Annotated in this window: 23 protein-coding genes and 1 tRNA gene; 9 read left to right on the top strand and 15 right to left on the bottom strand. The window is 71.2% G+C overall.

The features are described 5' to 3' along the window. Positions 1-98: 98 nt before the first annotated feature. Entirely contained in the window at positions 99-1,592 is a 1,494-nt protein-coding gene (locus tag OM076_RS26275; RefSeq protein WP_270043073.1) for a choice-of-anchor D domain-containing protein, read from the top strand. A 14-nt stretch (positions 1,593-1,606) separates the two neighbouring features. Continuing rightward, entirely contained in the window at positions 1,607-2,323 is a 717-nt protein-coding gene (locus tag OM076_RS26270; protein WP_270043072.1) for a L,D-transpeptidase, read from the top strand. Between the two features lie 135 nt (positions 2,324-2,458). Here the strand turns inward: OM076_RS26270 and OM076_RS26265 are convergent, their stop codons facing one another. Continuing rightward, positions 2,459-4,708, bottom strand: coding sequence for a sensor domain-containing protein (locus OM076_RS26265; RefSeq protein WP_270043071.1), 2,250 nt, complete (start codon positions 4,706-4,708; stop codon positions 2,459-2,461). Between the two features lie 82 nt (positions 4,709-4,790). Here OM076_RS26265 and OM076_RS26260 point away from each other — a divergent pair. Next, positions 4,791-4,864: transfer RNA gene (locus tag OM076_RS26260), tRNA-Thr, on the top strand. A gap of 2 nt (positions 4,865-4,866) precedes the next feature. Here OM076_RS26260 and OM076_RS26255 read toward each other — a convergent pair. Continuing rightward, positions 4,867-5,553 (bottom strand): DUF4031 domain-containing protein, encoded by a 687-nt coding sequence (locus OM076_RS26255; RefSeq protein WP_270043070.1) that lies wholly within the window; start codon positions 5,551-5,553, stop codon positions 4,867-4,869. A 103-nt stretch (positions 5,554-5,656) separates the two neighbouring features. Here OM076_RS26255 and OM076_RS26250 point away from each other — a divergent pair, with 103 nt between their 5' ends. Both OM076_RS26250 and OM076_RS26245 read left to right on the top strand, forming a co-directional pair. Then, positions 5,657-6,664 (top strand): hypothetical protein, encoded by a 1,008-nt coding sequence (locus OM076_RS26250; RefSeq protein WP_270043069.1) that lies wholly within the window; start codon positions 5,657-5,659, stop codon positions 6,662-6,664. A gap of 67 nt (positions 6,665-6,731) precedes the next feature. Continuing rightward, positions 6,732-7,145: a response regulator gene (locus OM076_RS26245; RefSeq protein WP_270043068.1), complete on the top strand. Its 414-nt coding sequence runs from the start codon at positions 6,732-6,734 to the stop codon at positions 7,143-7,145. Positions 7,146-7,151: 6 nt separating this feature from the next. On the opposite strand, the gene OM076_RS26240 is transcribed toward OM076_RS26245, so the two are convergent. The 9 genes from OM076_RS26240 to cdd are packed head-to-tail and all read right to left on the bottom strand — an operon-like array spanning position 7,152 to position 16,778. Continuing rightward, positions 7,152-7,763: a hypothetical protein gene (locus OM076_RS26240; protein ID WP_270043067.1), complete on the bottom strand. Its 612-nt coding sequence runs from the start codon at positions 7,761-7,763 to the stop codon at positions 7,152-7,154. 36 nt (positions 7,764-7,799) lie between these two features. Continuing rightward, complete coding sequence (locus tag OM076_RS26235) at positions 7,800-8,963, bottom strand: ABC transporter permease (protein WP_270043066.1); 1,164 nt, start codon at positions 8,961-8,963, stop codon at positions 7,800-7,802. Then, the gene (locus tag OM076_RS26230) at positions 8,960-10,162 is read right to left on the bottom strand and encodes an ABC transporter permease (protein WP_270043065.1); all 1,203 of its coding nucleotides are present in this window, start codon (positions 10,160-10,162) and stop codon (positions 8,960-8,962) included. The genes OM076_RS26235 and OM076_RS26230 overlap by 4 nt, the downstream gene beginning before the upstream one ends. Then, the gene (locus tag OM076_RS26225) at positions 10,159-11,691 is read right to left on the bottom strand and encodes an ABC transporter ATP-binding protein (protein ID WP_270043064.1); all 1,533 of its coding nucleotides are present in this window, start codon (positions 11,689-11,691) and stop codon (positions 10,159-10,161) included. The genes OM076_RS26230 and OM076_RS26225 overlap by 4 nt, the downstream gene beginning before the upstream one ends. A gap of 3 nt (positions 11,692-11,694) precedes the next feature. Then, positions 11,695-12,753: a BMP family lipoprotein gene (locus OM076_RS26220; RefSeq protein WP_270043063.1), complete on the bottom strand. Its 1,059-nt coding sequence runs from the start codon at positions 12,751-12,753 to the stop codon at positions 11,695-11,697. 41 nt (positions 12,754-12,794) lie between these two features. Next, positions 12,795-13,790 carry an adenosine deaminase gene (gene add / locus OM076_RS26215; protein ID WP_270043062.1) on the bottom strand — a complete coding sequence of 332 codons (996 nt, stop codon included), beginning with the start codon at positions 13,788-13,790 and terminating at the stop codon, positions 12,795-12,797. Next, positions 13,787-15,097, bottom strand: coding sequence for a thymidine phosphorylase (gene deoA / locus OM076_RS26210; RefSeq protein WP_270043061.1), 1,311 nt, complete (start codon positions 15,095-15,097; stop codon positions 13,787-13,789). The genes add and deoA overlap by 4 nt, the downstream gene beginning before the upstream one ends. Further along, positions 15,094-15,873 (bottom strand): purine-nucleoside phosphorylase, encoded by a 780-nt coding sequence (locus OM076_RS26205; protein ID WP_270043060.1) that lies wholly within the window; start codon positions 15,871-15,873, stop codon positions 15,094-15,096. Before OM076_RS26205 ends, deoA begins: the two co-directional genes overlap by 4 nt. Continuing rightward, positions 15,870-16,778, bottom strand: coding sequence for a cytidine deaminase (gene cdd / locus OM076_RS26200; RefSeq protein WP_270043059.1), 909 nt, complete (start codon positions 16,776-16,778; stop codon positions 15,870-15,872). Before cdd ends, OM076_RS26205 begins: the two co-directional genes overlap by 4 nt. Before the next feature lie 27 nt (positions 16,779-16,805). On the opposite strand from cdd, the gene upp reads away from it, so the two are divergent. Together upp and OM076_RS26190 are read left to right on the top strand one after the other, a co-directional pair. Continuing rightward, on the top strand, positions 16,806-17,435 hold the full coding sequence (gene upp, locus OM076_RS26195; RefSeq protein WP_270043058.1) for a uracil phosphoribosyltransferase: 630 nt from the start codon (positions 16,806-16,808) through the stop codon (positions 17,433-17,435). 295 nt (positions 17,436-17,730) lie between these two features. Next, positions 17,731-18,333, top strand: a complete 603-nt coding sequence (locus OM076_RS26190) for an FKBP-type peptidyl-prolyl cis-trans isomerase (RefSeq protein WP_270043057.1) — start codon at positions 17,731-17,733, stop codon at positions 18,331-18,333. Here OM076_RS26190 and OM076_RS26185 read toward each other — a convergent pair. Next, positions 18,326-18,934 carry a TetR/AcrR family transcriptional regulator gene (locus tag OM076_RS26185; RefSeq protein WP_270043056.1) on the bottom strand — a complete coding sequence of 203 codons (609 nt, stop codon included), beginning with the start codon at positions 18,932-18,934 and terminating at the stop codon, positions 18,326-18,328. The genes OM076_RS26190 and OM076_RS26185 overlap by 8 nt on opposite strands. Before the next feature lie 100 nt (positions 18,935-19,034). Here OM076_RS26185 and OM076_RS26180 point away from each other — a divergent pair, with 100 nt between their 5' ends. Further along, a complete protein-coding gene (locus tag OM076_RS26180) occupies positions 19,035-21,266 on the top strand; it encodes a DUF2339 domain-containing protein (protein ID WP_270043055.1) in 2,232 nt (743 codons plus the stop codon). 20 nt (positions 21,267-21,286) lie between these two features. Beyond that, entirely contained in the window at positions 21,287-22,021 is a 735-nt protein-coding gene (locus tag OM076_RS26175) for an LOG family protein (RefSeq protein ID WP_270043054.1), read from the top strand. A 3-nt stretch (positions 22,022-22,024) separates the two neighbouring features. Here the strand turns inward: OM076_RS26175 and OM076_RS26170 are convergent, their stop codons facing one another. The 3 genes from OM076_RS26170 to rlmB form a co-directional block, all read right to left on the bottom strand. Further along, positions 22,025-22,384: a hypothetical protein gene (locus OM076_RS26170; RefSeq protein WP_270043053.1), complete on the bottom strand. Its 360-nt coding sequence runs from the start codon at positions 22,382-22,384 to the stop codon at positions 22,025-22,027. 19 nt (positions 22,385-22,403) lie between these two features. After that, the gene (sigH, locus tag OM076_RS26165; RefSeq protein ID WP_270043052.1) at positions 22,404-23,054 is read right to left on the bottom strand and encodes an RNA polymerase sporulation sigma factor SigH; all 651 of its coding nucleotides are present in this window, start codon (positions 23,052-23,054) and stop codon (positions 22,404-22,406) included. A 136-nt stretch (positions 23,055-23,190) separates the two neighbouring features. Next, on the bottom strand, positions 23,191-24,109 hold a 919-nt coding region (gene rlmB, locus OM076_RS26160; RefSeq protein WP_270043051.1), incomplete at its 5' end, for a 23S rRNA (guanosine(2251)-2'-O)-methyltransferase RlmB.

The following is a 24,109-nucleotide window of genomic DNA, read 5'->3' as shown; positions in this document are numbered from 1 at the left end:
GACGGGGGACGCCCGCCTCAGGGTTTCCCGGCATCGGGTCGATAGCGGGGACATCCGGGCGGCACGGTAGCCGCCTCTTCTCGCTGAAGGACATCAAGTTGAACCGACGGACCCTGCTGCAGCTCGCGCGCGCCACCGCCGCGGCTGCAATCGCCCTCGCCGCGCTCGGCACGCCCGCCGCGCTGGCGACGATCAACATCCCGACGACCACGACGATCACGCCTTCGGTGAGCCCGCTGGTCGTCAGCGGTCCCGTCGTCTACACCGTCGCCGTCTCGCCGGTCCCCAGCGGCGGCACGGTCACGGTCTTCCAGGACAGCCAGCCGGTCGCGGGTTGTGCTGCGCTTGCGCTCACCAACGGCGTCACGACCTGTACCACGACCGCGCCGGTCACGGCCGGCAATCACTCCATCAGCTCGCTGTACTCCGGATTCGGCCAGTACGACCCGTCGCCGAAGTACCTGTACCTGCCGGTCGCCACGCCGTCGAAGACCGTCGTCACCGCGTCGCCCAAGCTCGCCGACCCGGGCGCGACGATGACCTACATCGCCAAGACCACGCCGCGCCCGCCGGACGGCGGCGTCTCGTCGGCGTGCGCCGGGGGCTGCGGCGCCCCGGTCGAGACCGTGGACTTCGCCCTCGACGGCGCGCCGATCGCCGGCTGCCTCCTGCGCCCGGTGGACCTCGAGACCGGCATCGCGACCTGCAAGACGTCGGTCGCTCCGGCCGCCGGCGGCAAGCACACCGTGACGGCGTCCTACGTCGGCAACGACGACAGCTTCCTGACGACGTCGCAGGGCACGGACGACTTCGAGGTCACCGCTCCGGGAATCTCGACCTCAAGCTCGACGCTCGCCTTCGGCTCGGTGAAGGTCGGCGCCACGGGCACGCAGCAGGTGACGGTGACCAACAGCGGCACCCGCACGCTGAGCCTGGGCGGCGTGACCGTCAGCGGCCCGTTCACAATCGCCTCCAGCACCTGCGCCGACACGCTCGCCGCGGGCGCGTCCTGCGTCATCACGCTCGCCTTCGCGCCGGCCGCCACGGGCGACGCCACCGGCGCGCTGACGATCGCCAGCGACGCGGGCTCGCCTGAAGTCGCGCTGACCGCCACGGGCGTCGCCGCGCCCACGAGCACGCCGCCGTCGGGCGCGACGCTGCCGCCGAACGCCAAGACGACCTTCACCGCCACGACGTCCAGCGCCGGCGGCCCGAGCACGGTCACCGTGCCGCTGCGCTGCCCGAACGGCGTCGCGTGCACGCTCGACGGCACCGTCGTCATCTCGACCGACGACCTGCTCAAGAACAAGACCGTCCGCGCCGCGGCCGTCGCCACCCAGACCGTCGCCCGCTTCTCGGGCGTCCGTGTGGCGGCCGGCAAGGTCCGCGAGATCAAGCTCAAGCTGTCGCCGGCGTTCATCAAGGCCGCCCAGAAGCGCGGCATCCGGCTGATCCACGCGACCCTCACCGTCAACACGACCTTCACGGACGGCTCCAAGGCCACCCGCCAGGAGCACGTCGTGATCCGCATCCCGAAGGCGGCCGCCAAGAAGGAGGCCGCCCCGAAGCAGGCTCCGCGCTTCACCGGCTGATGCGCGCCTCCCGCATGAGCCGCCTGCGCGCGGCCTGTGCGCTCGCTGTGACCTGTGCCGTCGCCTTCCCGGCGGCGGCACAGGCCGTTGAGCTCCCAGCACACCCGCAGCCCGGGGCGAAGTCCGCGTGGACTGCACGGGTGCTCGAGCCGGTGGACGCGTTGGAGCGTCCCGGCGAGGGAGCGGCCCTGCAGACCTTCGGGCGCCACGCGCCCTACTGGGGCGGCCCGAACGTGCTGCTCGTGCTCGACGCGAAGACCGTCGACGGCGTCGACTACCTCAAGGTCCTGCTCAAGCAGATGCCCGCCGGTTCGAGCGGGTGGATCGAGGCCGACCGCGTCAAGCTCGCCCGCACGACCCGCCGGGTCGTCGTCGACCTCTCCTCGCGCACCGTCACGATCCGCGAGGCGGGCAAGGCGCTCCTGCGCGCCCGCGCCGTCATCGGCGCCCCCTCCACGCCCACCCCCGTCGGCCAGTTCGCGATCGACGCCCCGGTCAACCAGCCGGCGGACAGCAACCTCGGCCGCCGCATCCTCGCGATCGCCGCCTACTCCCGCGCACTCGCCCGCTACCAGGGCGGCATCCCCCAGACCGCCTTCCACGCCTACGAGAAGCTCGGCTCACCCCTCGGCACCGCCGCCTCCCACGGCTGCATCCGCGTCGCCCAGCACACCCTCGACCGCCTCCTCAAACTCGCCCCCCGCGGAACCCCGGTCCTCATCCGCCGCTGAACTTAAACCCCACCTAAGGGGCCAGACCCCTTAGGTGGCCTTTAGGTCGGATTTGGCCCCACACTGGACCGCAGCGAGCCGCGCGAAACCTAAGCGCGAGATAAGGGGCCAGACCCCTTAAGTTGGGTTTAGGTTTCAGGCGAGGCGGTCGAGGGCTGCGCCGAACTGCTGGGAGAGCACGCGGGCGCGGTCGACCTCGCGGGCGGTGAAGGCCTGCGGCAGGACGCGGTAGACCTCGAGGACGGCGAGCTCGCGGCCGCCGAAGACGATCGGGACGATCAGGACGGTGGCCATGCCGAGGGCTTCGAGCTCGGCGAGCTCCGCCGGGTCGCCCGCCTCGTCGCCGACGACGACCTGGCCCGGGATGCGGTTGTCGAGCACGTAGCGGGTGGCGGGGAAGTCGGCCAGCGGCCAGTGCATGCCCGCCGGGTTGGCGTGGTGCGCGGAGAGCAGGACGAGCGAGTCGGTCTCGCGGTCGACCTGCATCAGCGCGACGTCGTCGGCGCGCAGGATGCCCGCGGCGCGGCCGATGGCCGCGTCGAGGTCGGCGATCGTCGTCGCCGCGGCGAGGTCGTCGGAGAGGTCGGCCATTCCGCTCGCGAAGGCGCCCGCCGCACCGCGCGGCGCGATCGAGACGCGCAGCCCGGCACGGATCTCCGACGCACCCGCCTCGGTGGCACCGTGCAGCGGCGCCGGCCACGGCGGGCCCGGGCGGGCGAGGCCGTAGCCCTGCGCGTAGGTGGCGTCGAGCGCCACGAGCGCGCGCAGGTCGTCGAGATCCTCGACACCCTCCGCGCAGACCGCGGCGCCGGTGGTCCCGGCGAAGCCGATCAAGGCCTCAAGCAGCGCCTGGCGCGAGCCGTCGGCGTGCGCGCCGTGCACCAGCGCGCGGTCGAGCTTGAGGATGTCGGGAGCGATCCGGATGATCTGCTGCAGCCCGGCATAACCCGCGCCCGCGTCGTCCAACGCGACCCGGGCACCGCGAGCGCGCAGCGCGACCAGCTCCGCCTCGAGCTCGCCCTCGGCGCCGAACAGCTCGTGCTCGGTGAGCTCGACCACGATCCCGGTGAGATCGTCAGGGAGCGCTGAGCGCACAGGAGCGGAGAGCAGCGCGCGCGGCGAGACGTTCAAGGCGAGGAAGGTCCCTTCGGGCCGGCCACCCACGGCGAGGGCGGAGCGCAGCGCGAGCGCCTCGAGTTCCTCCCCCAGCCCGACCCGGTGCGCCTGCGCGAACCATTCGTCGGGCCCACGTGAGTCCTCGAAGCGGGTGAGCGCCTCATAGCCCGCCGGGCGGCCCGTGGCCAGCTCGACGACCGGCTGGAACACGATGCGCAACGCGCGCGGCCCTTGCTCGAGCAGCGTCGCGATCTCGTGGCGTTGCTGCGCCTCCGGCCGCACCGCACCCGCCACGTAGCGGACCGTCCGCCCGCGCCCCGTGCGCTTGGCCCAGTACAGAGCCGTGTCGCCGTTGGCGAGCAGCTCGCTCGGCTCGACGCCGTCCAGCGGCGAGACCGCGACACCCGCCGAGGCGGCCAGCGGCCGTCCGCGCACCGTCAGCTCGGCCAGCGCCGCCCGCGCACGCTCGGCGCAATCCTCAGCGGCCTCGGCATCGACCCCCGGGAGGATCAGCACGAACTCCTCGCCCCCGAGCCGGCCCACGACGTCGGACGAGCGCACGACCGACCGCAGCCGCTCCGCGGTCGCGGCAAGGACGCGATCGCCCTCCGCGTGCCCGAGCTCGTCATTGATCACCTTGAAGTGGTCGAGATCGAGGCAGACGATCGCCACCGTCGCACCCGCCTCGAGCTCCTGGCCCAGCCGCTCGTGACACGCGCGGTGGTTGAGCAGCCCCGTCAGCCCGTCGCGCTTGACCTGCTCGCGCAGCGTCTCGCGCTGGCGTGCGGAGTCGTACGCGAGCGCGGCCATCGTCGCGAAGCGCTCGACCAGCTCGACCTCCTCGTCCGTGAACGCCGCATCGATGCCGTTGCGATACACGTTCAGCGCACCCAGCACCCGCTCGCGCGCGAGCAGCGGCACGCACACGAAGGCCTCGGGCTCATCAGGCGTGCCGGCGACGACGTTCGACAGCGGGTCCTCGCACACGTTCGGCACGTTGCGGGTGCGCCGATGCTCGACCACCCACCCGGTGATGCCGGTCCCGAGCGGGATCGGGTTCGCGAGCACCTCGTCGACCCAGTCACCGACCGCGAAGACGGGCCGCAGCAGGCTCGCCGCCTCGTCGATCTCATACACCGTCAGGTCGTCGTAGTGCAGCAGCGCGCGCAGATGGTGCGCGATGCGGCCCAGCGTCCCTTCCAGCGAGTCCGCCGCCAGGATCCCGGCTGCGGCCTCAACCAGCGCTTCGAGCGCAGACCCACGACCCACTTCCGGGCGAACGTATACAGACACAAGCCGGTTAATCGGTCGACGACCACCAGACCTTGACGCGCCTACACTGCCCGTCTTCGCCGGAGTAGCTCAGCTGGCCAGAGCAACCGCCTTGTAAGCGGTAGGTCACGGGTTCGAATCCCGTCTCCGGCTTTTCACTCCATCGCCCGCGCGATGCCCTGGCGCGGCGGCGTGAACACGTCGATCGCGACGCAGCCCTCGGGGCCGGCGAAACCCCCGTGCGGGACGTGCGGCGGGATGACGACCAGGTCGCCGGGGCGCATCACCCGGGTCTCGGCGCCGACGGTGAACGTCAGCTCGCCCGAGACGACGATCGCGATCTGCTGCTCGAAGTGGTGGTGCATCGCGGCGTCGGCGCCGGGCTCGAACGTGACGAAGTTCGTCATCACGGCGTCGGTCGTGACGGGCTGGAAGCGCAGGCCGGGGATGAGCTCCAGCGGCGCGACGTCCTCGGTCGGCCGGACGAAGATCCCCGCGGCATCGGACGGCTCGCCGGAGTCGTCGAAGTAGGGCTGCTCGGTCATCGCGGCGGACTTTACGGTGCGTGCGGCCCGGCGCCGGGCCCGGTCGCCGCGCGGGCCCGCCATGCGGACGAGCAGCTCCGCGGTCGGGACCTCCTCCGCGCCGAGTTCCACCGCGCGCGAGCGCAGCCACGGCGGGAGGTCGTAGTGGTCGCCCTGGAAGCGGTGGCGCGGAATGCCGAGCCCTGCCGCGAACGCGTGCAGTTCCTCAAAGGACCCGTCGACGGCCATGTGGCACCAGTCCTTCACCGCGAGGCGGACGTGGGCGTAGTGGCGGAGGGGGTCGACGAGGACGGGCATGGGTCCGGCGGCCCATCTTGGCGGTTGGGTCTTGAAGCTGGCGAATCGTTCGCCAGGATCTTGGGCCAAGTAGACGACGGATCGATTTACGGCAGGAGGCAGGATGAAGTCAGGGGGAAGGTTCCTCGCGACGGCGATCGTCGCGGCGGCGCTTTGCGGGCCGGCGACGGCGAACGCGGCAGTGTCGGCGACGGTCACCGGTGACGATGGACAGCCGGCGCCGCTGACGGCCGGAGCGGTGCCGACGTACCGCTTCATGGGCGCGACCGCCGCGGTCCAGGTGACGCCGGGCGCGCAGAAGTCCTGGAAGTGGTCCGTCAGCGACCCGACCGGCGCTTTGGCCGCTTCGGAGTACTGCTGGAGCACGCTGCAGAACGACAGCAGCCGCGTGAACTACCGCGGCAATGGCACCTACACGCTCAACGTCCAGCTGTTCAGCGGCTCCAGCTGCACGGGTAGTGTGATCTCGACCTCGTCGTATCAGTGGACCACCGCCGCGTCGGTGGGGATCGTCCCGCCCGCCGGGCCGCTCATGACGCGCCCCGCGAACACGTTGACGACGAACACGCACCTGATCGATTTCGCGGGCAACCCCGGTGCGCAGAACTACGAAGTGCGTTTCGCCAAGGGCGCGGTGCTCGCGCCGGACGGCTCGATCTCCGGTCCGAGCGAGACCGCGATCGTCGACACGACGGGCAAGATCCGCTTCTGGAACTTCACCGGCCCCGGGCAATACACGATGGTGGCGCGCGCCCAGTTCGGTGACTACTTCACAAGCTGGAGCCCGCCCGTGACGATCACGCTGGTCGCGCCGTTCGATCTTTCGGACGTCTCGTTCCCGGACCCGCGCGGCCCGAGCTACCAGCTCCGGGGCGCGGTGCGCGAGGCCACCGCGGCCGGCAGCCGCGTGACGGTTGCCGTCGCGAAGGGCAAGAAGGGCAAGCGGTTCCGCACCCTCGGGAAGCCCAAGATCAACAGCAAGGGCACCTTCACGCTGCGTTTCCGGCTCGCCCGGGGCACCTACCGCGTGCGCTACTCGTTCAAGGGCACGTCGAGCGTGACCCGCGGGTCGGTCTACGAAGTCATAACCGTCCGCCGCGTCCTCGGCTGAGCGACGCGAGCCGCATTCACGCAATCGGCGGTCACGGTTCGCCCCGTGGCTGCCGATGATGCGTGTGATGACCCCCGAGCTGACCCCCGTACGCCGCGTCGCGATCGTCGAGGACCACGGCGCGCTGCGGATCTTCCTGCGTGACGTCCTCACCCGCCTCGGCTGGAAGGTGACCGGCGTCGCCGGCACCGCCGAGACCGGCGCCGCGCTCGTTCTCGAGACGGCCCCCGACATCGCCGTCGTCGACCTGCACCTCGCGTCCGAGGGCGGCGGCGACGCGCTGATCCGCCGGCTCGCCGAGTGCGGGTCGAACACCAAGCTCGTCGTCTTCACGGCGACGACGGATCCGACCGAGCTGCACGACGTCCTGCAGGCGGGCGCCGACGGGATCGTCCTCAAAGAGGGCGGCCTGCCGGAGCTGATCGAAGGGCTCGAGGCGGTCAGCGGCGGCGGGCGCTACCTCAGCCCGAGCTTCCGCTGAGCGCGCTCAGCTGATCGTCGGCTCCGGGGTCGGACTCGCGTCGGGCGTGGGCGTCCCCATCGGGTCCTGCTCGCTCGCCTCGACGACCCGCACCCACTTGGTGATGTGGCCCTTGTCGATCTGGAACGCCACCGACGCCGTCGCGCCGACCCCGGTCCCGCACGGCTCGGGGGAGTTCTTGCGCTCGGTCAACTTGAAGTCGCCGACGACGAAGCCGTCCGCGCCGCGACGGGTCCTGATCAGCTTCGCGCCGCACGGCAGCGTCCGGTTGAACTCCATGACCTCGTCCTGCGTGCCGAGGATGATGTAGCCCGGCGTGTTGTTGGAGATCAGCACCGGGATCTGGAAGTAGCGCGACGCCGCCTCCACCTGGCCCTTGCGCAGGCTGTCGGACCAGCCCTTGATGATCCGCTTCTCCGCGGCCGTGACCTTGCCGGCGCTGGGCGTCGCGCTGGCCTCCGGCGTGGCGGTCGCGGTCGCGCTCGGCGCCGCGGTGGCGGCCGGCAGCGGGTCGCCCGTGTGGGCGCCGGGAGTCGTCAGGTCCAGGCGGTTGGGCTTAGTGGAGCCGCACGCGGCGACCACCAGACCCAGAGCTGCAACCGCCCTCCACGACTTCATGCCTGACCGATTGTACGTCGGCCGGACGCCGCCGGGTCACGATTTCGGGAGCGGACGACCGAGCGCGAGCGGCGGGATCGAGCGACCGATCAGGCCGGTGACGGCGATCAGCGTCAGCACGTAGGGCAGCGCCTGGAAGAGCACGGCGCCCGACGGGGAGAACACGGGCAGGGCCTGGGCGAGCGCCGAGCCGAACCCGAAGAGCAGCGTCGCGAGCAGCGCCGTGCCCGGGCGCCAGCGCCCGAAGATCAGCGCCGCCAAGGCGATGAAGCCGCGCCCCGCGGTCATGTTCTGGGAGAAGGTGTGCAGGAACCCGATCGAGAGGAACGCGCCGCCGAGCGCCGCCAGGCCGCCGCTGACCATCACCGCCAGATAGCGCGTGCGGACGACCGACAGGCCGGCCGTCTCCGCCGCCAGCGGGTTCTCGCCGGCGGAGCGCAGCCGCAGCCCCCAGGCCGTCCGGAAGACGACCACCCACGTCACCAGCACCATCGCCAGCGCGAGCCACACCAGCAGGTTCAGCGAGCCGAAGACGTCGCCGAAGAACGGCACCGACTTGATCGGCAGGTTGACGTCCGGCACGCGGGGAAGGTCGTCCGGCGTCCCGTCGGTGCCGTAGATCTGCACGTAGAGGTAGCCCGTGATGCCGACCGCCAGCAGGTTCAGCGCGGTGCCGGAGACGATCTGATCGGCGCGGAAGGTGATCGCGAACAGCGCGTGCAGCGCGGCGAAGACCGCGCCCGCCGCGATCGCGATCACGATGCCGAGGACCCATGACCCGGTGACGTCCGCGCCCCAGGCGCCGAAGAAGGCGCCGATCAGCATCATGCCCTCCAGCGCGATGTTGATGACGCCCGAGCGCTCGGAGAAGAGCCCGCCGAGCGCGCCGAAGGTCAGCGGCGTGGCGTAGCGCAGCGTGGAGGCCAGCAGCGCGCCCCAGACGACGACCGACTTGAGGTTCGTCTCGCCCGATTGCGTGGCCGCGTAGCCGCCGGCGATCCCGATCAGGCCCGCGACGACCGCGCCCCAGCCGAGCCGCCGCTCGCCCCCGCGCACGGCGAGCACGCCCGCGGTCACGCCCGCGAGCGCGACGAGCGCGATCACGACGGGCGAGCGCACCATGATCGGCGGCACCGCGATGAAGAACGCGAGGAAGCCGAGCGCGACGCCCGCCCAGCCGACCTGTTTTGCCGGAGTCATACGGAGACCTCAGCGACGGCCGGGCGCTTGCGCCGCCGCAGCCGCCACAGGTAGAGGACGAGGACGTCCGTCGAGACGAGCAGGACGACGAGGCCCTGGATCATGTACGTGAGGTTCGTGGCCAGCGCCGGCTCGAACACCGTCGGGTCCAGGTTGCGCACCGATGTGCCGGTGATCAGGCCGCCGAACAGCAGCGCGCTGAAGAACGTGCCGAGTGCGGTGTTGCGCCCGAGCAGCGCGACCGCGATGCCGAAGAACCCGAGCTGGCTGGCCTGGATGTCGTTGGTGGCGATCCGGAACTGCCAGCCGAGCACGTCGAGCGTGCCCGCAAGGCCGGCGAACGCGCCGCAGATCGCCATCACGACGATGTAGTTGCGGGCGACGGAGATGCCGGAGGCCTCTGCCGCGTCCGGGTTGAAGCCGACGGCGCGCACTTCGAAGCCGAGCGTCGTGCGATTGAGCAGGACCCAGAAGACGAGCAGCGCCGCGATCGCGATGAACAGGCCGACGTGCAGGCCCTGCAGGTCCGGGTCGCCCCAGAAGACCGGCAGCCTGGCGCCCGCGACGACGTCGTTGGAGACCGGGACGTCCTTCTGCGTCGGGTTGGAGTTCTGCAGCGGGCCGCCGAGGCTGAACAGGTAGTTGCCCGTCCAGATCGCGATCCAGTTGAGCATGATCGTCGTGATCACCTCGTTGGTGCCCGTGAGCGCCTTCAGCAGGCCGGCGATGCCGGCCCAGAAGGCGCCGCCGAGCATCCCGGCGACGATCGCGAAGAGGATGTGCAGGAGGCTCGGCATGCCCTCGAAGGACGAGCCGACCCAGACCGCGAAGACGCTGCCGACGATGTACTGCCCCTGGCCGCCGATGTTGAACAGGCCGCAGCGGAACGCGAACGCCACCGCCAGGCCGGTCAGGATCAGCGGCGTCGTGACGATCAGCGTCTGCTGCAGGTTCACCGCCGCGAGCGCGCGGTCGGCGCCGGTGACCCACGGGAAGAACCAGTTCAGCCCGGTGCCGTTGAAGATCGCCTTGTAGGTGGCGATCGGGTCGTGGCCGGTGATCAGCACCACCAGGCCGCCGACGATGAACGCGACGAGCAGGGTGATCAGCGGGGTGACGACGCCACCCGCGCGCACGTAGGTGGCGAGCCTCGCCGCGACGGTCGCGTCGGGCGGGAGTTCGTCGTCGACGTCGCTCAAGCCGAGTCCTTACCGACACCACGGCCGCCGCCGGTCATCATCATCCCGAAGTCCTCTTCGGAGGACTCAGGCGGCATCTCGGCGACGATCTGCCCCTCGTAGATCACCAGTACACGATCGCTCAAGGACCGGATCTCCTCCATCTCGAGTGAGACGAGCAGCACCGCCCGCCCCGCGTCGCGTTCCTCGACCAGCCGCCGGTGCACGAACTCGATCGCGCCCACGTCCAGCCCGCGCGTCGGCTGCGCGGCGATGATCACCTGCGGGTCCGCGTTGAGCTCGCGGGCGATCACGACCTTCTGCTGATTGCCGCCCGACAGCGACCCCGCACGCGTCTCCGGGGCACCGCCGCGGACGTCGAACTCCTTGAGCAGCTTGCGCGCGCGGGCGACCATCTTCTTCGGCGAGAGGAAGCCGTGCTGCGAGAAGGCCGGAGACTTGTACTCGCGCAGGCAGAGGTTCTCGGCGAGGTCGAACTCGAGCACGAGACCGCGCCGGTGGCGATCCTCCGCGATGTGGCTCACGCCCGAGGCGAGCGTGGCGCGCGGGCCCTCGTGGGTGACGTCGTGGCCGGCGACCATGATCGTCCCCTCGTCGGGCTTGCGCAGGCCCATGATCGTCTCGATCAGCTCGCTCTGGCCGTTGGCGTCGATGCCCGCCAGGCCGACGATCTCCCCCGCCCGCACGTCCAGCGACACGTCGCGCACGACCGGCAGGCCGCGGTCGTCGCGCGCGGAGACCCCCGTCAGCGAGAGCAGCGTCTCGCCGGGCTTGACGTCGTCCTTCTCGACGCGCAGGAGCACGTCGCGGCCGACCATCAGCGTCGCCAGCGAGCGCTCGGTCGCACCCTCCGCCGGCACCGTGTCGACCTTCTCGCCGCGCCGCAGGACCGTGATCCGGTCGGCGACGTCGAGCACCTCGTTGAGCTTGTGCGAGATGAAGATGATCCCGGTGCCCTCGGCCTTGAGGTTGCGCAGGACGACGAACAGGTCCTGCGCCTCCTGGGCGGTGAGCACCGCGGTCGGCTCGTCCAGGACGAGCACCTTCGCTCCGCGGAAGAGCGCGCGCAGGATCTCCACCCGCTGCTGCGCGCCCACGCCGAGGTCCTGCACGCGAGCGTCGGGATCGACCGCGAGGCCGAAGCGCTCCGACAGCTCGCGCGTCCGCGCGGCGGCCGTCTTGTAGTCGAGCAGCGGGCCCTTCTTGGGCTCGGCGCCGAGCACCAGGTTCTCGGCGACCGTCATCACCGGCACGAGCATGAAGTGCTGGTGCACCATGCCGATGCCGAGGCCGATGGCACGGCTGGACGACCGGATCTCCACCTTCTCGCCGCCCAGCAGGATCTCGCCCTCGTCGGGCTGGTGGAGCCCGTAGAGGACGTTCATCAGGGTCGACTTGCCCGCGCCGTTCTCCCCGAGCAGCGCGTGGATCTCCCCACGGCGCAGCTCGAAGTCCACCGAGCGGTTCGCGACCAATGGTCCGAACCGCTTGGTGATGCCACGGAGCTCTAGCGCGGGCGCGTCAGCCACTGCTTACTTGACCGTATTTGGGATGTCGGTCAGCTCGCCGGAGGCGATCTTGTCCTGGATCGCCTTGACCTGGTCGGCGTACTTGGCGCCCACGTCGTTGGTGTCGCCGATCCCCACGCCGCCGGACTTGACGTCGAAGATCGTGTTGTCGCCGCCCTTGAACGTCCCGCCCTGAACGGCCTTGATCTCGTCATAGACGGCGTTGTCGACCTTCTTGAGCGCCGAGGTCATGATGTGGGCTCCGAGGTAGGCCTGATCGGCGTCGACGCCGATGCCCTGGACGCTCTTCTCCTTGGCCGCGTCCAGCGCGCCGAGACCGCAGCCGCCGGCGACCTGGAAGATGACCTTCGCGCCCTTGGAGATCTGGTCGAGCGCGATCTCCTTGCAGGGTGCCGGATCGTCGAACTTCTGCGAGTAGGCGTTGACGGTCTTGGCGTCCGGGTCGGCCGCCTTCACGCCCGCCTGGTAGCCGGCGATGTAGTGGTCGACCGGCGGGATCTTCTGGCCGCCGACCGAGCCGGCGGTGCCGCCGCCGTTGTCCTTCAGGTACAGGCCCGCCATGTAGCCGACGAGGTAGCCCGCCTCCTGCTCCTTGAACAGCGCGCCGGACACGTTGGCCGGCTTGCTCTTGAGGCCGGTGGCGTCGACGTCGATGATCGCGAACTTCGTGTCGGGGAACTTCGAGCTGACCGTGTCCATCGCGTCGGCCATCAGGAACCCGACGCCGATGACGAGGTCGTACTTCTGCTGCGCGAGCGTGGAGAGGTTCGGCACGTAGTCGGCGTTGGACTTGGAGACGAGCACGCGCGTCTCGACGCCGAGCTCGGACTTCGCGCGCTCCAGGCCCTGGTTGGCGAGCTGGTTGAACGAGCGGTCGTTGAGGCCGCCGATGTCGGTGACCAACCCGACCTTGATCGACTTGGGGGCGGGGGTACTCGTCGCTGCACTACCGCTGGAACCGGATGAGGTCCCGGAGTCGGAGTCGTCACTGCCGCAGGCGGTTACGACCGCGCAGGACCCCACGAGGAGCAGCAGGGCGAGTAGATGAAGAGGACGGCGCACGGCCGGAACTCCTTTTGTCGAAGAACGCGACCGGCGCGAGCCTATTCGGTGCGTCGGTCGCTTGTGGCAGTAATTCGATTGAGCAGGGCGCTCTTCACCGCATCCTCCGCGAAGGACCCCTGGACTGCCGTCCGCGTGATCGTCTCCAACTCACCCTCCTCGAAACCGAAGCGCTCCCGCGCGACGGCGTACTCGCCGGCGATCGTAGCGCCGAAATAGGGAGGGTCATCAGAACCCAACGTGAGCTTCACACCGGCTTCGTGAAGCGCCCTCAATGGGTGGGATTCGTATCCGGAAAACACCTTTGTCGCGACGTTGGAAGTGGGGCACGCCTCGAGGATCAACCCGCGGTCGGCGAGCTCCTTCACCAGCTCCGGATCCTCGACCGCGCGCACGCCGTGGGAGATGCGCGTGACCCCGGGGAGCGTGAGCGCCTGGCGGATCGAACCGGCCCCGTCGTGCTCGCCCGCGTGGACCGTGCAGCCGAGGCCCGAGCGCGAGGCGATCTCGTACGCCGGCGCGAACTGCGCCGCGCCGTAGCCCGCCTCGTCGCCCGCGAGGTTGAAGCCGACGATGTACGGGTGGCGATCGTCGGCGTAGGCGCGGGCGATCTCGACCGCTCGCTCGACGCCGAAGTTGCGGACGGCGACGACCAGGATCCGGGCTTCGATGCCGGAGTCGCGCCGCGCGTCGTCGATGCCCTGCGCGATCCCGCCGAAGTGCTCGGCGTCGCTCAGCCCGACGTTGGCGGCGTGGTCGGGCGAGGCGATCAGCTCGATGTAGATCGCGCCGTCGGCCGCGCAGCTCATCAGGTACTCGTAGGTGACGTCGCGGTAGTCCTGCTCGGTGCGGATCACGCTCGCCGCGAGGTCGTACGTGTTCAGGAAGTCCAGGAAGTCGACCCAGCGGAAGCGATCGGGCCCGGCGAAGACGCCGTCGGGGACCTTCAGGCCGTTGCGGTCGGCGAGCTTCTGGATCAACGCCGGCGGCGCCGTTCCCTCGAGGTGGACATGCAGCTCGGCGAGCGGGAGCTTCATACGCGGCCCAGTAGCACCCGGCGCTCGGCGGGCGGCTCGTCTGAGACCTGCACGGCCTTGCGCAGCGCGACCGCCGCCTCCTCGGCGCTGGCGTCGCCGCGCGCGTGCACGATCGCCAGCGGGCGGTCCGGGCCGACCTCGGCCCCGATCGGCGCCACTCGGCTCAGCCCGACCGCGTAGTCGATCTGGTCGTCCTCGCGCCGGCGGTTGCCGCCCAGGCCGGTGACGACGAGGCCGACCGCGCGGGCGTTGACGCGGGTCACGTAGCCGGGCCGCTCGGGCGCGACCGGCTTGGTCACGCTGGCGTGCGGGAGATGGCTTCCGGCGTTCTCGAGGAGGTCGGCCGGCCCGCCGAGCGCGGTGACCATCGCGCCGAAGCGCTCCGCGGCGCTGCCGTCGTCGAGCGTCGCCTGCGCGGCGGCGCGCGCGGACTCCTCGTCCGGGTGCAGGCGGGCCTGGACGAGCGCGGCGGCGGCCAGCGCGAGGGTCACCTCGTGCAGGCGGGCCTCCCGCGACGCGCCGGTGAGATGGTCGATCGATTCGCGCACCTCGAGCGCGTTGCCCGCGGTCGTGCCGAGCACCTCGTCCATGTCGGTGATCAGCGCGACGGTGTTCAGCCCGGCGCCGTTGGCGACCTCGACCAGCGCCTCGGCGAGCTGCTGGGCCTCGTCGCGACGCGCCATGAACGCGCCGGAGCCGGTCTTGACGTCGAGCACGAGCGCGTCGAGACCCTCGGCGAGCTTCTTGGACAGGATCGAGGCGACAATCAGCGGGATCGACTCGACGGTACCGGTGGCGTCGCGGACCGCGTAGAGGCGGCGGTCCGCGGGCGCGAGGTCGGCGGTCTGGCCGACGATCGCGCAGCCGGCCTCCTGCACGACGCGGCGGATGACCTCGGTCGCGGGAACCGACTGGTAGCCGGGAATGCTGTCGAGCTTGTCGAGCGTCCCGCCGGTGTGGCCGAGGCCGCGGCCGGAGATCATCGGCACCGCGGCGCCACAGGCCGCCAGGATCGGGGCCAGGATCAGCGAGACCTTGTCGCCCACGCCGCCCGTGGAGTGCTTGTCGACGACGGGCTTGTCGAGCTCCCACTCCAGGACCGTCCCGGAGTCCCGCATGCTGGTGGTGAGCGCGATCCGCTCGCCGGCGTCGAGCCCACGCAGGAAGAACGCCATCGCCAGGGCGCCCACCTGGGCGTCGGAGAGCCCGCCGTCGGTGATGCCGCCGACCAGGAACGAGATCTCCTCCGCCGTCAGCGCGCTCCCGTCGCGCTTGCGCCGGATGACCTCAGGTGCCAGGAAAGTCAATAGTCCTCCGCGAATTTGCCGACCAGCCGGATGAGGTCGCGCGCCGCGACCTCGGCGTTGCGCAACGTCTGCTCGTGCGAGAGCTCCTCGCCGCCCATGCCCTCGGCGAGGTTCGTGATCGCCGAGACCGCGGCGACGCGCAGCCCGGCATGACGGGCGAGGATCACTTCGGGGACGGTCGACATCCCCACCGCGTCCGCGCCCACCGTGCGGAACATCCGGATCTCCGCCGGGGTCTCGAACGTCGGGCCGGCGGTGGCGAGATAGACGCCCTCCGCGAGGTCGATGTCGAGCGTGTGCGCGGCGTCGCGCAGCCGCTGCAGCAGCGCGGGGTCGTACGCGTCCCTGAGGCTCGGGAAGCGCGGGCCGACCGCGTCGTCGTTGGGCCCCGTGAGCGGGTTGACGCCGAGCAGGTTGATGTGGTCCGAGATCGCCATCAGCCGCCCCGGGCCGACCTCCGCGCGGAGGCTGCCCGCCGCGTTGGTCACGAGCAGCGCTTCGGCGCCGAGCGTCTTCAGGACCCGGATCGGCACCCGCATCGCGCCGGGATCGCCGCCCTCGTAGATGTGCTTGCGGCCCTGGAAGACCGCGACCGGCAGGCCGTTGAGCTCGCCCATGTGCAGGGTCCCGCCGTGGCCGGCGACGGTCGGCTGCGGGAAGCCGTCGAGGTCGGCGTAGGGGAACCGCGCGGGGTCGGTGAGCGCGTCCGCCAGGCCACCCAGGCCGGAGCCGAGGATGATCCCGAGGCGGGGCGTGAAGTCCTCGAGGCGTCTCACCCGGGGAGGAACTCCGGGCCGAAGGAGCGCGGGAGCAGCGCGTCGAGCGTCGTCGTCTGGCGCGCGCCGTTGTTGGCGCAGACGTGGATCTCGGCGCCGGGGACGATGAACTCGCGCAGCCGCTGCCGGCAGCCGCCGCACGGCACGCAGAAGTCCTCGCCGTCGGAGATCACCGCGACCTCCGTGATCTGCTTGCAGCCCGCCGCGATCAGGGCCCCGATCGCCGAGGCCTCCGCGCACTGGCCCTGCGGGTAGGCGGCGTTCTCGACGTTGGCGCCGACGTGGATCGAGCCGTCCTCGGCGCGCAGCGCGGCGCCGACGCGGTAGCGGGAATACGGCGCGTGGGCGCGTTCCATCACCTGGCGGGCGGCGTCGACGAGCGCGGAGGAGCCGACGACCTGGTCGGAGTAGGAGTTGCGCAGGATGCGCTCGGGCTGGATCGCCAGCGCCTCCGTCAGGCGGGTGACGCGTTCGAGCTCGTCGGCCAGGTCGGAGTCCGCGGTCGCGACGCCCTCGAGCTCGAGGAAGTTCCCGAGGTCCTTGACCTTGTCGAGGTGGATGCGCACGTTCTGCCACAGCAGCAGGTGACGCTCCTTCTCGACCACCGCGAGCGTGCCGAGGCTCGCTTCCAGGGCGGCTTTCAGCGCCCCGGGGTCCTCGATCGGGATCAGCCGGTACCGGCTCTCGCGCGCCTCGTCGGCGTCGACGCGGTCGTACTGGATCAACACGGCGCCCCCGGGGTCCTCCTCACGCAGTTTGAGGCGACCGGTGGTGACGCGGAAGTAGGTGTCCCGCTGGCGCAGGAGCCCACGATCGCGAGCGCCGAGGCCGAGAACGACGGCCAGTGAGCGCTCGGGGTCCGGGTCCGACGCCTTGAGCTCGATGTTGCGGCGCGGCGCGGCCATGGGCCCGACACTAGTACGTTCCTGCGCATGGATGGGGTGACGGTGGTCGATCACGTGCTGCTGCGGCGGCTGCTCTCGATCCTGCGTGACAAGGACACGCCGCATCGCGTGTTCCGCGAGACCATGACCGACGCGGCGCTGATCCTCGGGTATGAGGCGATGCGCGGGCTGCGCGGTGCCGAGGTCTCGGTCCAGACGCCGCTGGAGACCACGTCGGGCGTGCGGTTGGCCGACGAGGTGTTCGTCGTGGCGATCCTGCGCGCGGGGCTGGGGCTGGTGGACGGGTTCCTGCGGCTCGTGCCCGAGGCGCGGGTCGGGCATCTCGGGATGTACCGCGACGAGGAGGCCCTGCGGCCGGTCGGGTACTACGAGAACATCCCGTCCGGGGTCGAGGACGCCGAGGTGTTCGTCGTGGACCCGATGCTCGCGACGGGCGGGTCGGGCGTGCAGGCGGTCGCGCGTCTGAAGCGCGCGGGCGCTCAGCGGCTGCACTTCGTCTGTCTCGTGGCCGCGCCCGAGGGCGTCGCCGCGCTCCGCGAGGCGCACCCGGATGTCTCGATCATCACGGCCGCGATAGACCGGGAATTGGACGAAACCGGTTACATCCGCCCTGGGCTTGGAGACGCGGGCGACCGGATCTTCGGCACCGATCGCTGAGGTTTGTTGGACGCGAACAAACGGGTTATCGTTGGTCTGGTCCCTCCCTGACCAAGAGGACTTTTCCATGGCTTATATGCAGTGCCCCGAGTGCAAGCTGACCGTGCCTGCCACGGCGACCTACATGCGCGGTGATCAGTGCCCGCGCTGCTTGACCACGATGGAACCGCGCGACCGGTTCCGATCTCCGATGGTGTCGGCGCCTGAGCGGCCGATGCCGCCGTCGGCGGCCCCTCCCGCTTAAGCCAATCCTTCAGTCGGGTCGGGGCGTGGATGGCTACCCTTGCCGACCGCCATGCGCCGATACCTCCTCACGCTGCCACTCCTGCTCGCCGTGTTCGCCTTCGCGGCGTGCGGTGACGACTCCTCATCCTCGAGCGAATCCGCCGCCGCGCCCACCGAGACCGCCACCGAGGCGCCGACTGAAGCGCCCACGGAGGCGGCGACCGAGGCGCCCACCGACGCGGCGGGCGCGATCAAGGAGGGCGACGCGGGCGTGAAGGTGAGCGGCAAGCTCGGCGCCGAGCCGAAGATCACGGTGCCGAAGGGCGGCACCGCGCCGACCACCCTGATGATCAAGGACATCAAGAAGGGCACCGGCCCGAAGGCGACGGCCGGTCAGAGCGTCGACATGCAGTACTCGGGCGTGCTGTTCCAGGACGGCACCAAGTTCGACGCGTCGTGGGACCGCGGCGGCCAGCCGTTCACGTTCACGCTCGGCGCCGGCATGGTCATTCCCGGCTGGGATCAGGGCATCGCCGGCATGCAGAAGGGCGGTCGCCGCCTGCTGATCATCCCGCCGGAGTTGGGGTATGGCGCCCAGGGCAGCGGGCCGATCCCCCCGAACGCCCCGCTCGTCTTCGTCGTCGACCTCGACGCGATCAAGGCGCCTAAGTAGCTTCCTCGGCCGCCCCTTCGGCGGCCAACACGGCGCCCATCAGGGTGCCGAGCAGGAGCCCGTGGAGCGCCTCGCGGGCGAGGTCGCGATCGTGCGCGATCCAGTCCAGGCAGGCGCCGTCCATGAACCCCAGCCACCCGCGCACGGCCGTCCTCAGCGCGGGTGAGGCCGGCCCGTCCCCGCGCAGCCCGTCGACGATGCGCTGCGCGGTGTCCCCGCGCACGCGGTCGAGCATCGCCCGCACCTCGGACACCGCTCCCGCCGAGCGGATCATCTTGTCGTAGCTGCTCGCGTTCTCCTCGATCCAGCCCAGGTAGGCGTCGAGCGAGCCGGCGAGCTGCTCGAACGGCTCGAGCGCCGGATCCGGCGCCGTGCGCGCCGCCAGCTCCTCCGCTTTCTCCTCCAGCGTGGCGACGAAGTACGCCTCCTTGGAGGGGAAATAGTGGTACAGGAGCGCCTTCGAGATCCCCGCTTCCTTGGCGATCTTCGCCATCGACAGCTCGTCGTACGCGAAGCGGGTGAACAGGTCCGCGCCGAGCTCGAGCAGCCTGCGCCGCCGCTCGTCGACGTCCAGGCGCGTGTAGGCGGGCTCGGGGGTCACGTATCGAACATTAGCTGACCATCGGTCGACAAGTTGGTAACCGTCGGTCAACAAGAGTGTATGGTGCCGGTATCGACCGACGGTCAACAAAGGAGTGGTGATGGTCGCAGAGGATCGGCTCGCAGCGCTTGAGGAACGCGTCGCACGACTGGAGGAGCACCCGCCGGCACGACGCCGGGCGTGGTGGGAGGACGACCAGGCCAGTGCGGCCGCGCCGCGCACGGGCGCGGAGTACGTGGCGGCGGCCCGCGCCGCGGAGCGCCTCGCCCCGCCGCACGCGGGCCCGGAGTACGTGGGGGCACCGCCCGCCGCGAGGGCCTCGCAGGCCCCGCCCGTCTGGGCGCGTGGCGCCGCGTCGATGTCCGGCCGCGCCTCCACGCCGCTCATCCCGGTCCGCCCCGTCCCGGCCAAGCTCTCGCCCGAGGCGCCCAAGCGTGACTTCGAGGACTTCGTCGGCGGCAGCCTGCTCGCGTGGCTGGGCGGTGTCGCCGTCCTCGCCGGGCTCGCGTTCCTGCTGACGATCGCGGTCTCGCGCGGGTGGATCGGCGAGGGCGCGCGCACGGCGCTCGCCGGCGTCGTCTCCGCCGGGCTGCTCGGCGCGGGCGTGTGGCTGCGCGAGCGCAAGGGTCAGACCGAGGCGTCGCTCGCCGCGGCCGCGGTCGGCATCGCGGGACTGTTCGGCACGCTCGTCGTCGCCGGCCCCGTCTACCACCTCGTTCCCGTCCCACTCGCGTTCGCCGGCGCGTTCGCCACCGGCGCGTTCGCGACGTGGCTCGCGATCCACTGGCGCGCGCAGGTCATGGGCTGGCTCGGCCTGCTCGGCGCGCTGTCGGCACCCACCGCGCTGGCCGCGTTCGACGGCGGCGGCATGGTCTTCCTCGCGATCGCGTTCGCGGCGACGATCGGCGTCGTCAGCTCCCAGCGCTGGACGGACCTCGGCGTCTTCGCGTACGTCGTGACGACGATGCAGTGGGTCACGTGGGTCGCGTTCGACACCGCCTCGCTGCCGGCGCTGATCGTCTTCGGCGCGCTGACCGCCGCGTTCGCGCTCGGGATCGAGTTCAACCGCCGCGGCGCGCACCCGGTCGTCATCGGCCCGCGCCCGCGCCTGCACACCCACCCGCTGGCCGTCACCCTGCTCGCCCTCAACGCCACCACGCTCGCCGCGGTCGGCTGGGGCGCCCTGGACGGCGAGCCGTGGCTCGTCGGGCTCGCGCTCGCGCACATCGGGCTCGGTCTCGCCCTGACGCACGTCAGGCGGATCTCCCGCGAGCTCGCGCTGATCGTCCTCTCGATCGGCGTCGTGCTCGCCAACATCGCGTTCGCGTCGATCGCGACGGGCCTGCCGCTCGTGCTCGGCTGGGCGCTCTCCGCGCTGCCGTTCGCCGCCCTCCTCGGCGCCCGCTCGGACACGCCGAGCCCGTTCACCAAGCTCGTCGACACCGTCATCGGCCCCGCCGACGACGAGGCCGCCCGCCGCGCGGACCGCATCCTCGCGATCGGCGGCCTGCTGGGCCAGATCGCGCTCTCCGCCTTCCAGGGCCTGGCGTTCGACGCGCCCGTCACGCAGCTGAGCGGCCCGCTCGCTTCGGGTACGGCGCTGGCCGCAGCGGGCGCGATCGCCGTCGTCGCCTGGGCCTGCGGCCGGCTCGCCGGCCAGCGCTACCGGATCTGGCTCGACACGCTCGCGCTGACCGCCGTCGCGCATTTCACGGGCCTGGCGCTCGAGGGCGCCGCGCTCGCCGCCACGCTCGCCGCCGAGGCGCTCGCGCTCGCCGCCTTCGCGCGCCGCCACGACGATCCGTACGCCGCCTGGGCGGCCGCGGGCTTCGCGCTCCTGAGCCTCACCCACACGCTCGGCACGCTGGCGACGCCGGACGCGCTGTTCGTGGGCCTCGACGCCCCGCTCGCCGCCGCCGGTGGCCTCGCCGCGTCCGCCGCCGCGCTGTTCATGGTCAGCCGCGTCGACCTGCGCATCCCGGACGGCCGGCGAATCCTCGAGACCGCCGCCGCCGTGACCGTGCTGTACCTGGCGAGCGTGGAGGTCGTCACGGCCGCCGGGCCGACCCTCACGGGCCAGACGCTGCTGAGCGTCCTGTGGGCGCTCGCGGGTGTCGGCGCGCTGATCCGCGGCCTGGTGATCGACGACCGGCAACTGCGCCAGGCCGCGTTCGCCCTGCTCGCGCTGACCGTCTCGAAGGTCTTCCTCTACGACCTCGCGTCGCTGGAGTCGCTGTATCGCGTCGGGTCGCTGGTCGGGCTCGGGCTGCTGCTGTTGTGCGGCGCGTTCGCGTGGCAGCAGGTGCGCCCGAACGGGGCGAAAGCGCGCTGACGCGCCCTACAGTTGGCGTGTTGACCCAGCCTCCGCACGACCCACGCCCCGCGACCTCCGACGACGAGGAGCTGCTCGAGGCCGAGACCACCGCGGTCCTCTCCGAGTTCACGGATGCGCAGCGCCTGCTGCGCATCCAGGACGAGCTGCGGGCCGGCTTTCGCGCGCTCTCGCACGTGGGCAAGGCGGTCTCGATCTTCGGCTCCGCCCGCACGCCGCGCGACCATCCCCGCTACGAGGCCGCGCGGCGCCTCGCCCGTCAGCTGGGCGAGGAGGGCTACGCGATCGTCACGGGCGGCGGGCCGGGGATCATGGAGGCGGCCAACCGGGGCGCCCGCGAGGCGGGGGCGATCTCGGTCGGGCTCGGCATCGAGCTGCCGCACGAGCAGTCGCTGAACGAGTACGTCGACGTCGGCGTGACGTTCCATTACTTCTTCACCCGGAAGGTGATGTTCGTCCGCTACGCGAGCGGGTTCGTCGTCTTCCCGGGCGGGTTCGGGACGTTGGACGAGGCCTTCGAGGCGGCGACGCTGCGCCAGACGCAGAAGATCCGCTACTTCCCGATCGTCCTGTTCGACTCGGCGTACTGGAGCGGGCTGACCGACTGGCTCGAGAACACGGTCCGGCGCGATGGGAACGTCGTCGAGGACGACGTCCGCTCGCTCGTGGTCACGGACTCGTTCGCCGACGTGCGAGCCGAGCTCGACGCGATCGAGCACCGGCGGCCGCGGGTCGCCCCGCGGCGCGCCGCCTGAGGCTCAGGCGGCGGGAACCCAGTCGCCGTCGCGGCGACCGAGGACGACGCGGTGGTGGGTGCCGCTCGCGGTGACGTCGAAGACCGCCTGGTCCTCGTCGGTCCCCGGGCGGTCGATCACCTCGACCAGCGTCAGCTCCTGGGGCTCGGCGCCGAACTGCTCGGTGCTGATCCGGCGCACGGCGGCCTCCAAGACCCCGCGGTCCCAGCCGCGGTCGGTGGCCGCGGCGTTGGCGAGGTCGCGGTCGACCTGAGCCAGAGCTCGCTCGAACGCGGGGCGTGAGCGGGCGAGCTGGCGGTTGCGGGCGTAGATGCCGCCGCCGATCAGTACGGCGAAGACGACCAGGATGATGAGCCAGAGCATGAAGAGAGTATGAGCGCCTTTAGTTCAAAACTGCGCGAGATTGCAGATGCGCGCCGACCTTGCGCTTGACGCGTTGAAGCGCATTGTCCACCGTCTTGCAGTCGCAGCCCAGCTTCTCGCCGATCGACGTGTAGGAGTAGCCGTCGAGGTAGAGGCCGAGGACCCGCGACTCGAGCTCTGAAAGGACCGTCGACAGGCAGGCCACGAGCGAGCGCAGCTCCTCGGAGGAGATGACCTGGTTGACCGGGTCGTGCACGGTCGAGCCGGGGAGCATCTCGTCGAGGCTGGGCTCTGACTCCGAGGACCCGGCCGGCGTCGCGCTGAACGACACGTAGCCGTTGAGCGGGGTGTGCTTGTTGCGCGTCGCGGTCTTGACCGCGGTGATGATCTGGCGGGTGATGCAGAGCTCCGCGAAGTTGCGGAACGACGACTCGCGGTCCGGGCGGAAATCCCGGATCGCCTTGTAGAGGCCGACCAGGCCTTCCTGGATCAGATCCTCGCTGTCGCCGCCGACCAGGAAGTAGGACGACGCCTTCAACCGCACGAAGGAGGCATAACGCCGAACCAACCGGTCGTACGCGTCATGGCTTCCCTGTCGCGCCAGTGCGAGGAGGTAACCATCATCAAGCTGAAGTTGAGCTTGAGACTTTGTGGGTGAGAGTCTAGCCACGAGCGCATGCCCTTCTCAGCCCATTCCCAGGGCTGAATCGCTTGTGGCGCACACCTCCCGCGGCGCCGAATGACCGAGAGCTTGAGGGTCATCGCTTACCCTCAAGCTCACGTTTATGTGGGCGAGGTTGGCACGCTTATGTCGAGGTGTCAAGCCGCTGCTGCAACATCTCGTACAGAAGGACCGCTGCCGTGGCGCTCACATTGAGCGACTCGATGCGGCCGAGCAGCGGCAGTGCGACGAGGTCGTCGCACATCGACGCAACCCGCGGTCGCAGGCCTTTGCCCTCGGCCCCGAGGACCGCCACGACGCCGCCCGTGTAGTCCGGCTGGTCGTAGCTCGTCGTGCCGCCGGCCGCCGCGCCGTAGACCCAGCATTCCTTCTCCTTGGCCTCGGCCAGGAAGTCCGCGAGGTTCTTCACGCGGCAGATCGGGATGTGCTCGACCGCGCCCGCCGACGCCTTGCACACGGCGGGGGTGACCTCGGCGCTACGGCGCTCGGGGATCACGACCGCGGTCGCGCCCGCGGCTTCTGCGGTGCGGCAGATCGCGCCGAGGTTCTGCGGGTCGGTGATCTCGTCGAGCGCGACGAACAGCGGGGCGTCGATGTTCGCGAGCAACTCGGTCGCGTCGGAGTACGGGTACGGGTCCACGAGCGCGCAGACGCCCTGGTGGGCGTCGCTCTCGGCCCGCTCCTCGATCTCCTCGGCCGTGGCGATCGTCACCTTCGCCGATCCCCACCCCTCGGCGGACGTCGCCCAGATCCGGTGCACCTTGCGCTTGCCCCGCAGCGCCTCCCGGACCGGGTTGCGCCCGTAGATGACCATCCGCCGCGAAGTGACCGCCCCTTCGGGGATCGGCGGCGCCGTGTCCGGCGCCCGAGCGCCGCTGTGGGACTCCGCGAACCCCCGCCCGTCGTCGACGAACGCCGGCCCACCGGGCCGCGCGCTGCCGCCCCGGGCCTCGGGTCCGGGCACGGCCCGGCCGCCGGAGAAGGACCCGCCGCCGGCGCCGCGGGAACCGCCGCCCGGCCGACCGCCACGAGGCGCGGCCCCG

This window comes from Solirubrobacter ginsenosidimutans, assembly GCF_027587205.1.
The sequence above is the reverse complement of the archived record's forward strand: the minus strand, read 5'-3'. Positions and strand labels throughout refer to the sequence as shown.

What these genes read in the sequence shown, in the direction of transcription:
- OM076_RS26270 (WP_270043072.1), top strand. Translation starts at nt 1,607, where the DNA reads ATGAGCCGCCTGCGCGCGGCCTGTGCGCTCGCTGTGACCTGTGCCGTC.
- OM076_RS26255 (WP_270043070.1), bottom strand. Translation starts at nt 5,553, where the DNA reads ATGCCCGTCCTCGTCGACCCCCTCCGCCACTACGCCCACGTCCGCCTC.
- OM076_RS26250 (WP_270043069.1), top strand. Translation starts at nt 5,657, where the DNA reads ATGAAGTCAGGGGGAAGGTTCCTCGCGACGGCGATCGTCGCGGCGGCG.
- OM076_RS26245 (WP_270043068.1), top strand. Translation starts at nt 6,732, where the DNA reads ATGACCCCCGAGCTGACCCCCGTACGCCGCGTCGCGATCGTCGAGGAC.
- OM076_RS26240 (WP_270043067.1), bottom strand. Translation starts at nt 7,763, where the DNA reads ATGAAGTCGTGGAGGGCGGTTGCAGCTCTGGGTCTGGTGGTCGCCGCG.
- OM076_RS26235 (WP_270043066.1), bottom strand. Translation starts at nt 8,963, where the DNA reads ATGACTCCGGCAAAACAGGTCGGCTGGGCGGGCGTCGCGCTCGGCTTC.
- add (WP_270043062.1), bottom strand. Translation starts at nt 13,790, where the DNA reads ATGAAGCTCCCGCTCGCCGAGCTGCATGTCCACCTCGAGGGAACGGCG.
- cdd (WP_270043059.1), bottom strand. Translation starts at nt 16,778, where the DNA reads ATGGCCGCGCCGCGCCGCAACATCGAGCTCAAGGCGTCGGACCCGGAC.
- upp (WP_270043058.1), top strand. Translation starts at nt 16,806, where the DNA reads ATGGATGGGGTGACGGTGGTCGATCACGTGCTGCTGCGGCGGCTGCTC.
- OM076_RS26190 (WP_270043057.1), top strand. Translation starts at nt 17,731, where the DNA reads ATGCGCCGATACCTCCTCACGCTGCCACTCCTGCTCGCCGTGTTCGCC.
- OM076_RS26180 (WP_270043055.1), top strand. Translation starts at nt 19,035, where the DNA reads ATGGTCGCAGAGGATCGGCTCGCAGCGCTTGAGGAACGCGTCGCACGA.
- OM076_RS26170 (WP_270043053.1), bottom strand. Translation starts at nt 22,384, where the DNA reads ATGCTCTGGCTCATCATCCTGGTCGTCTTCGCCGTACTGATCGGCGGC.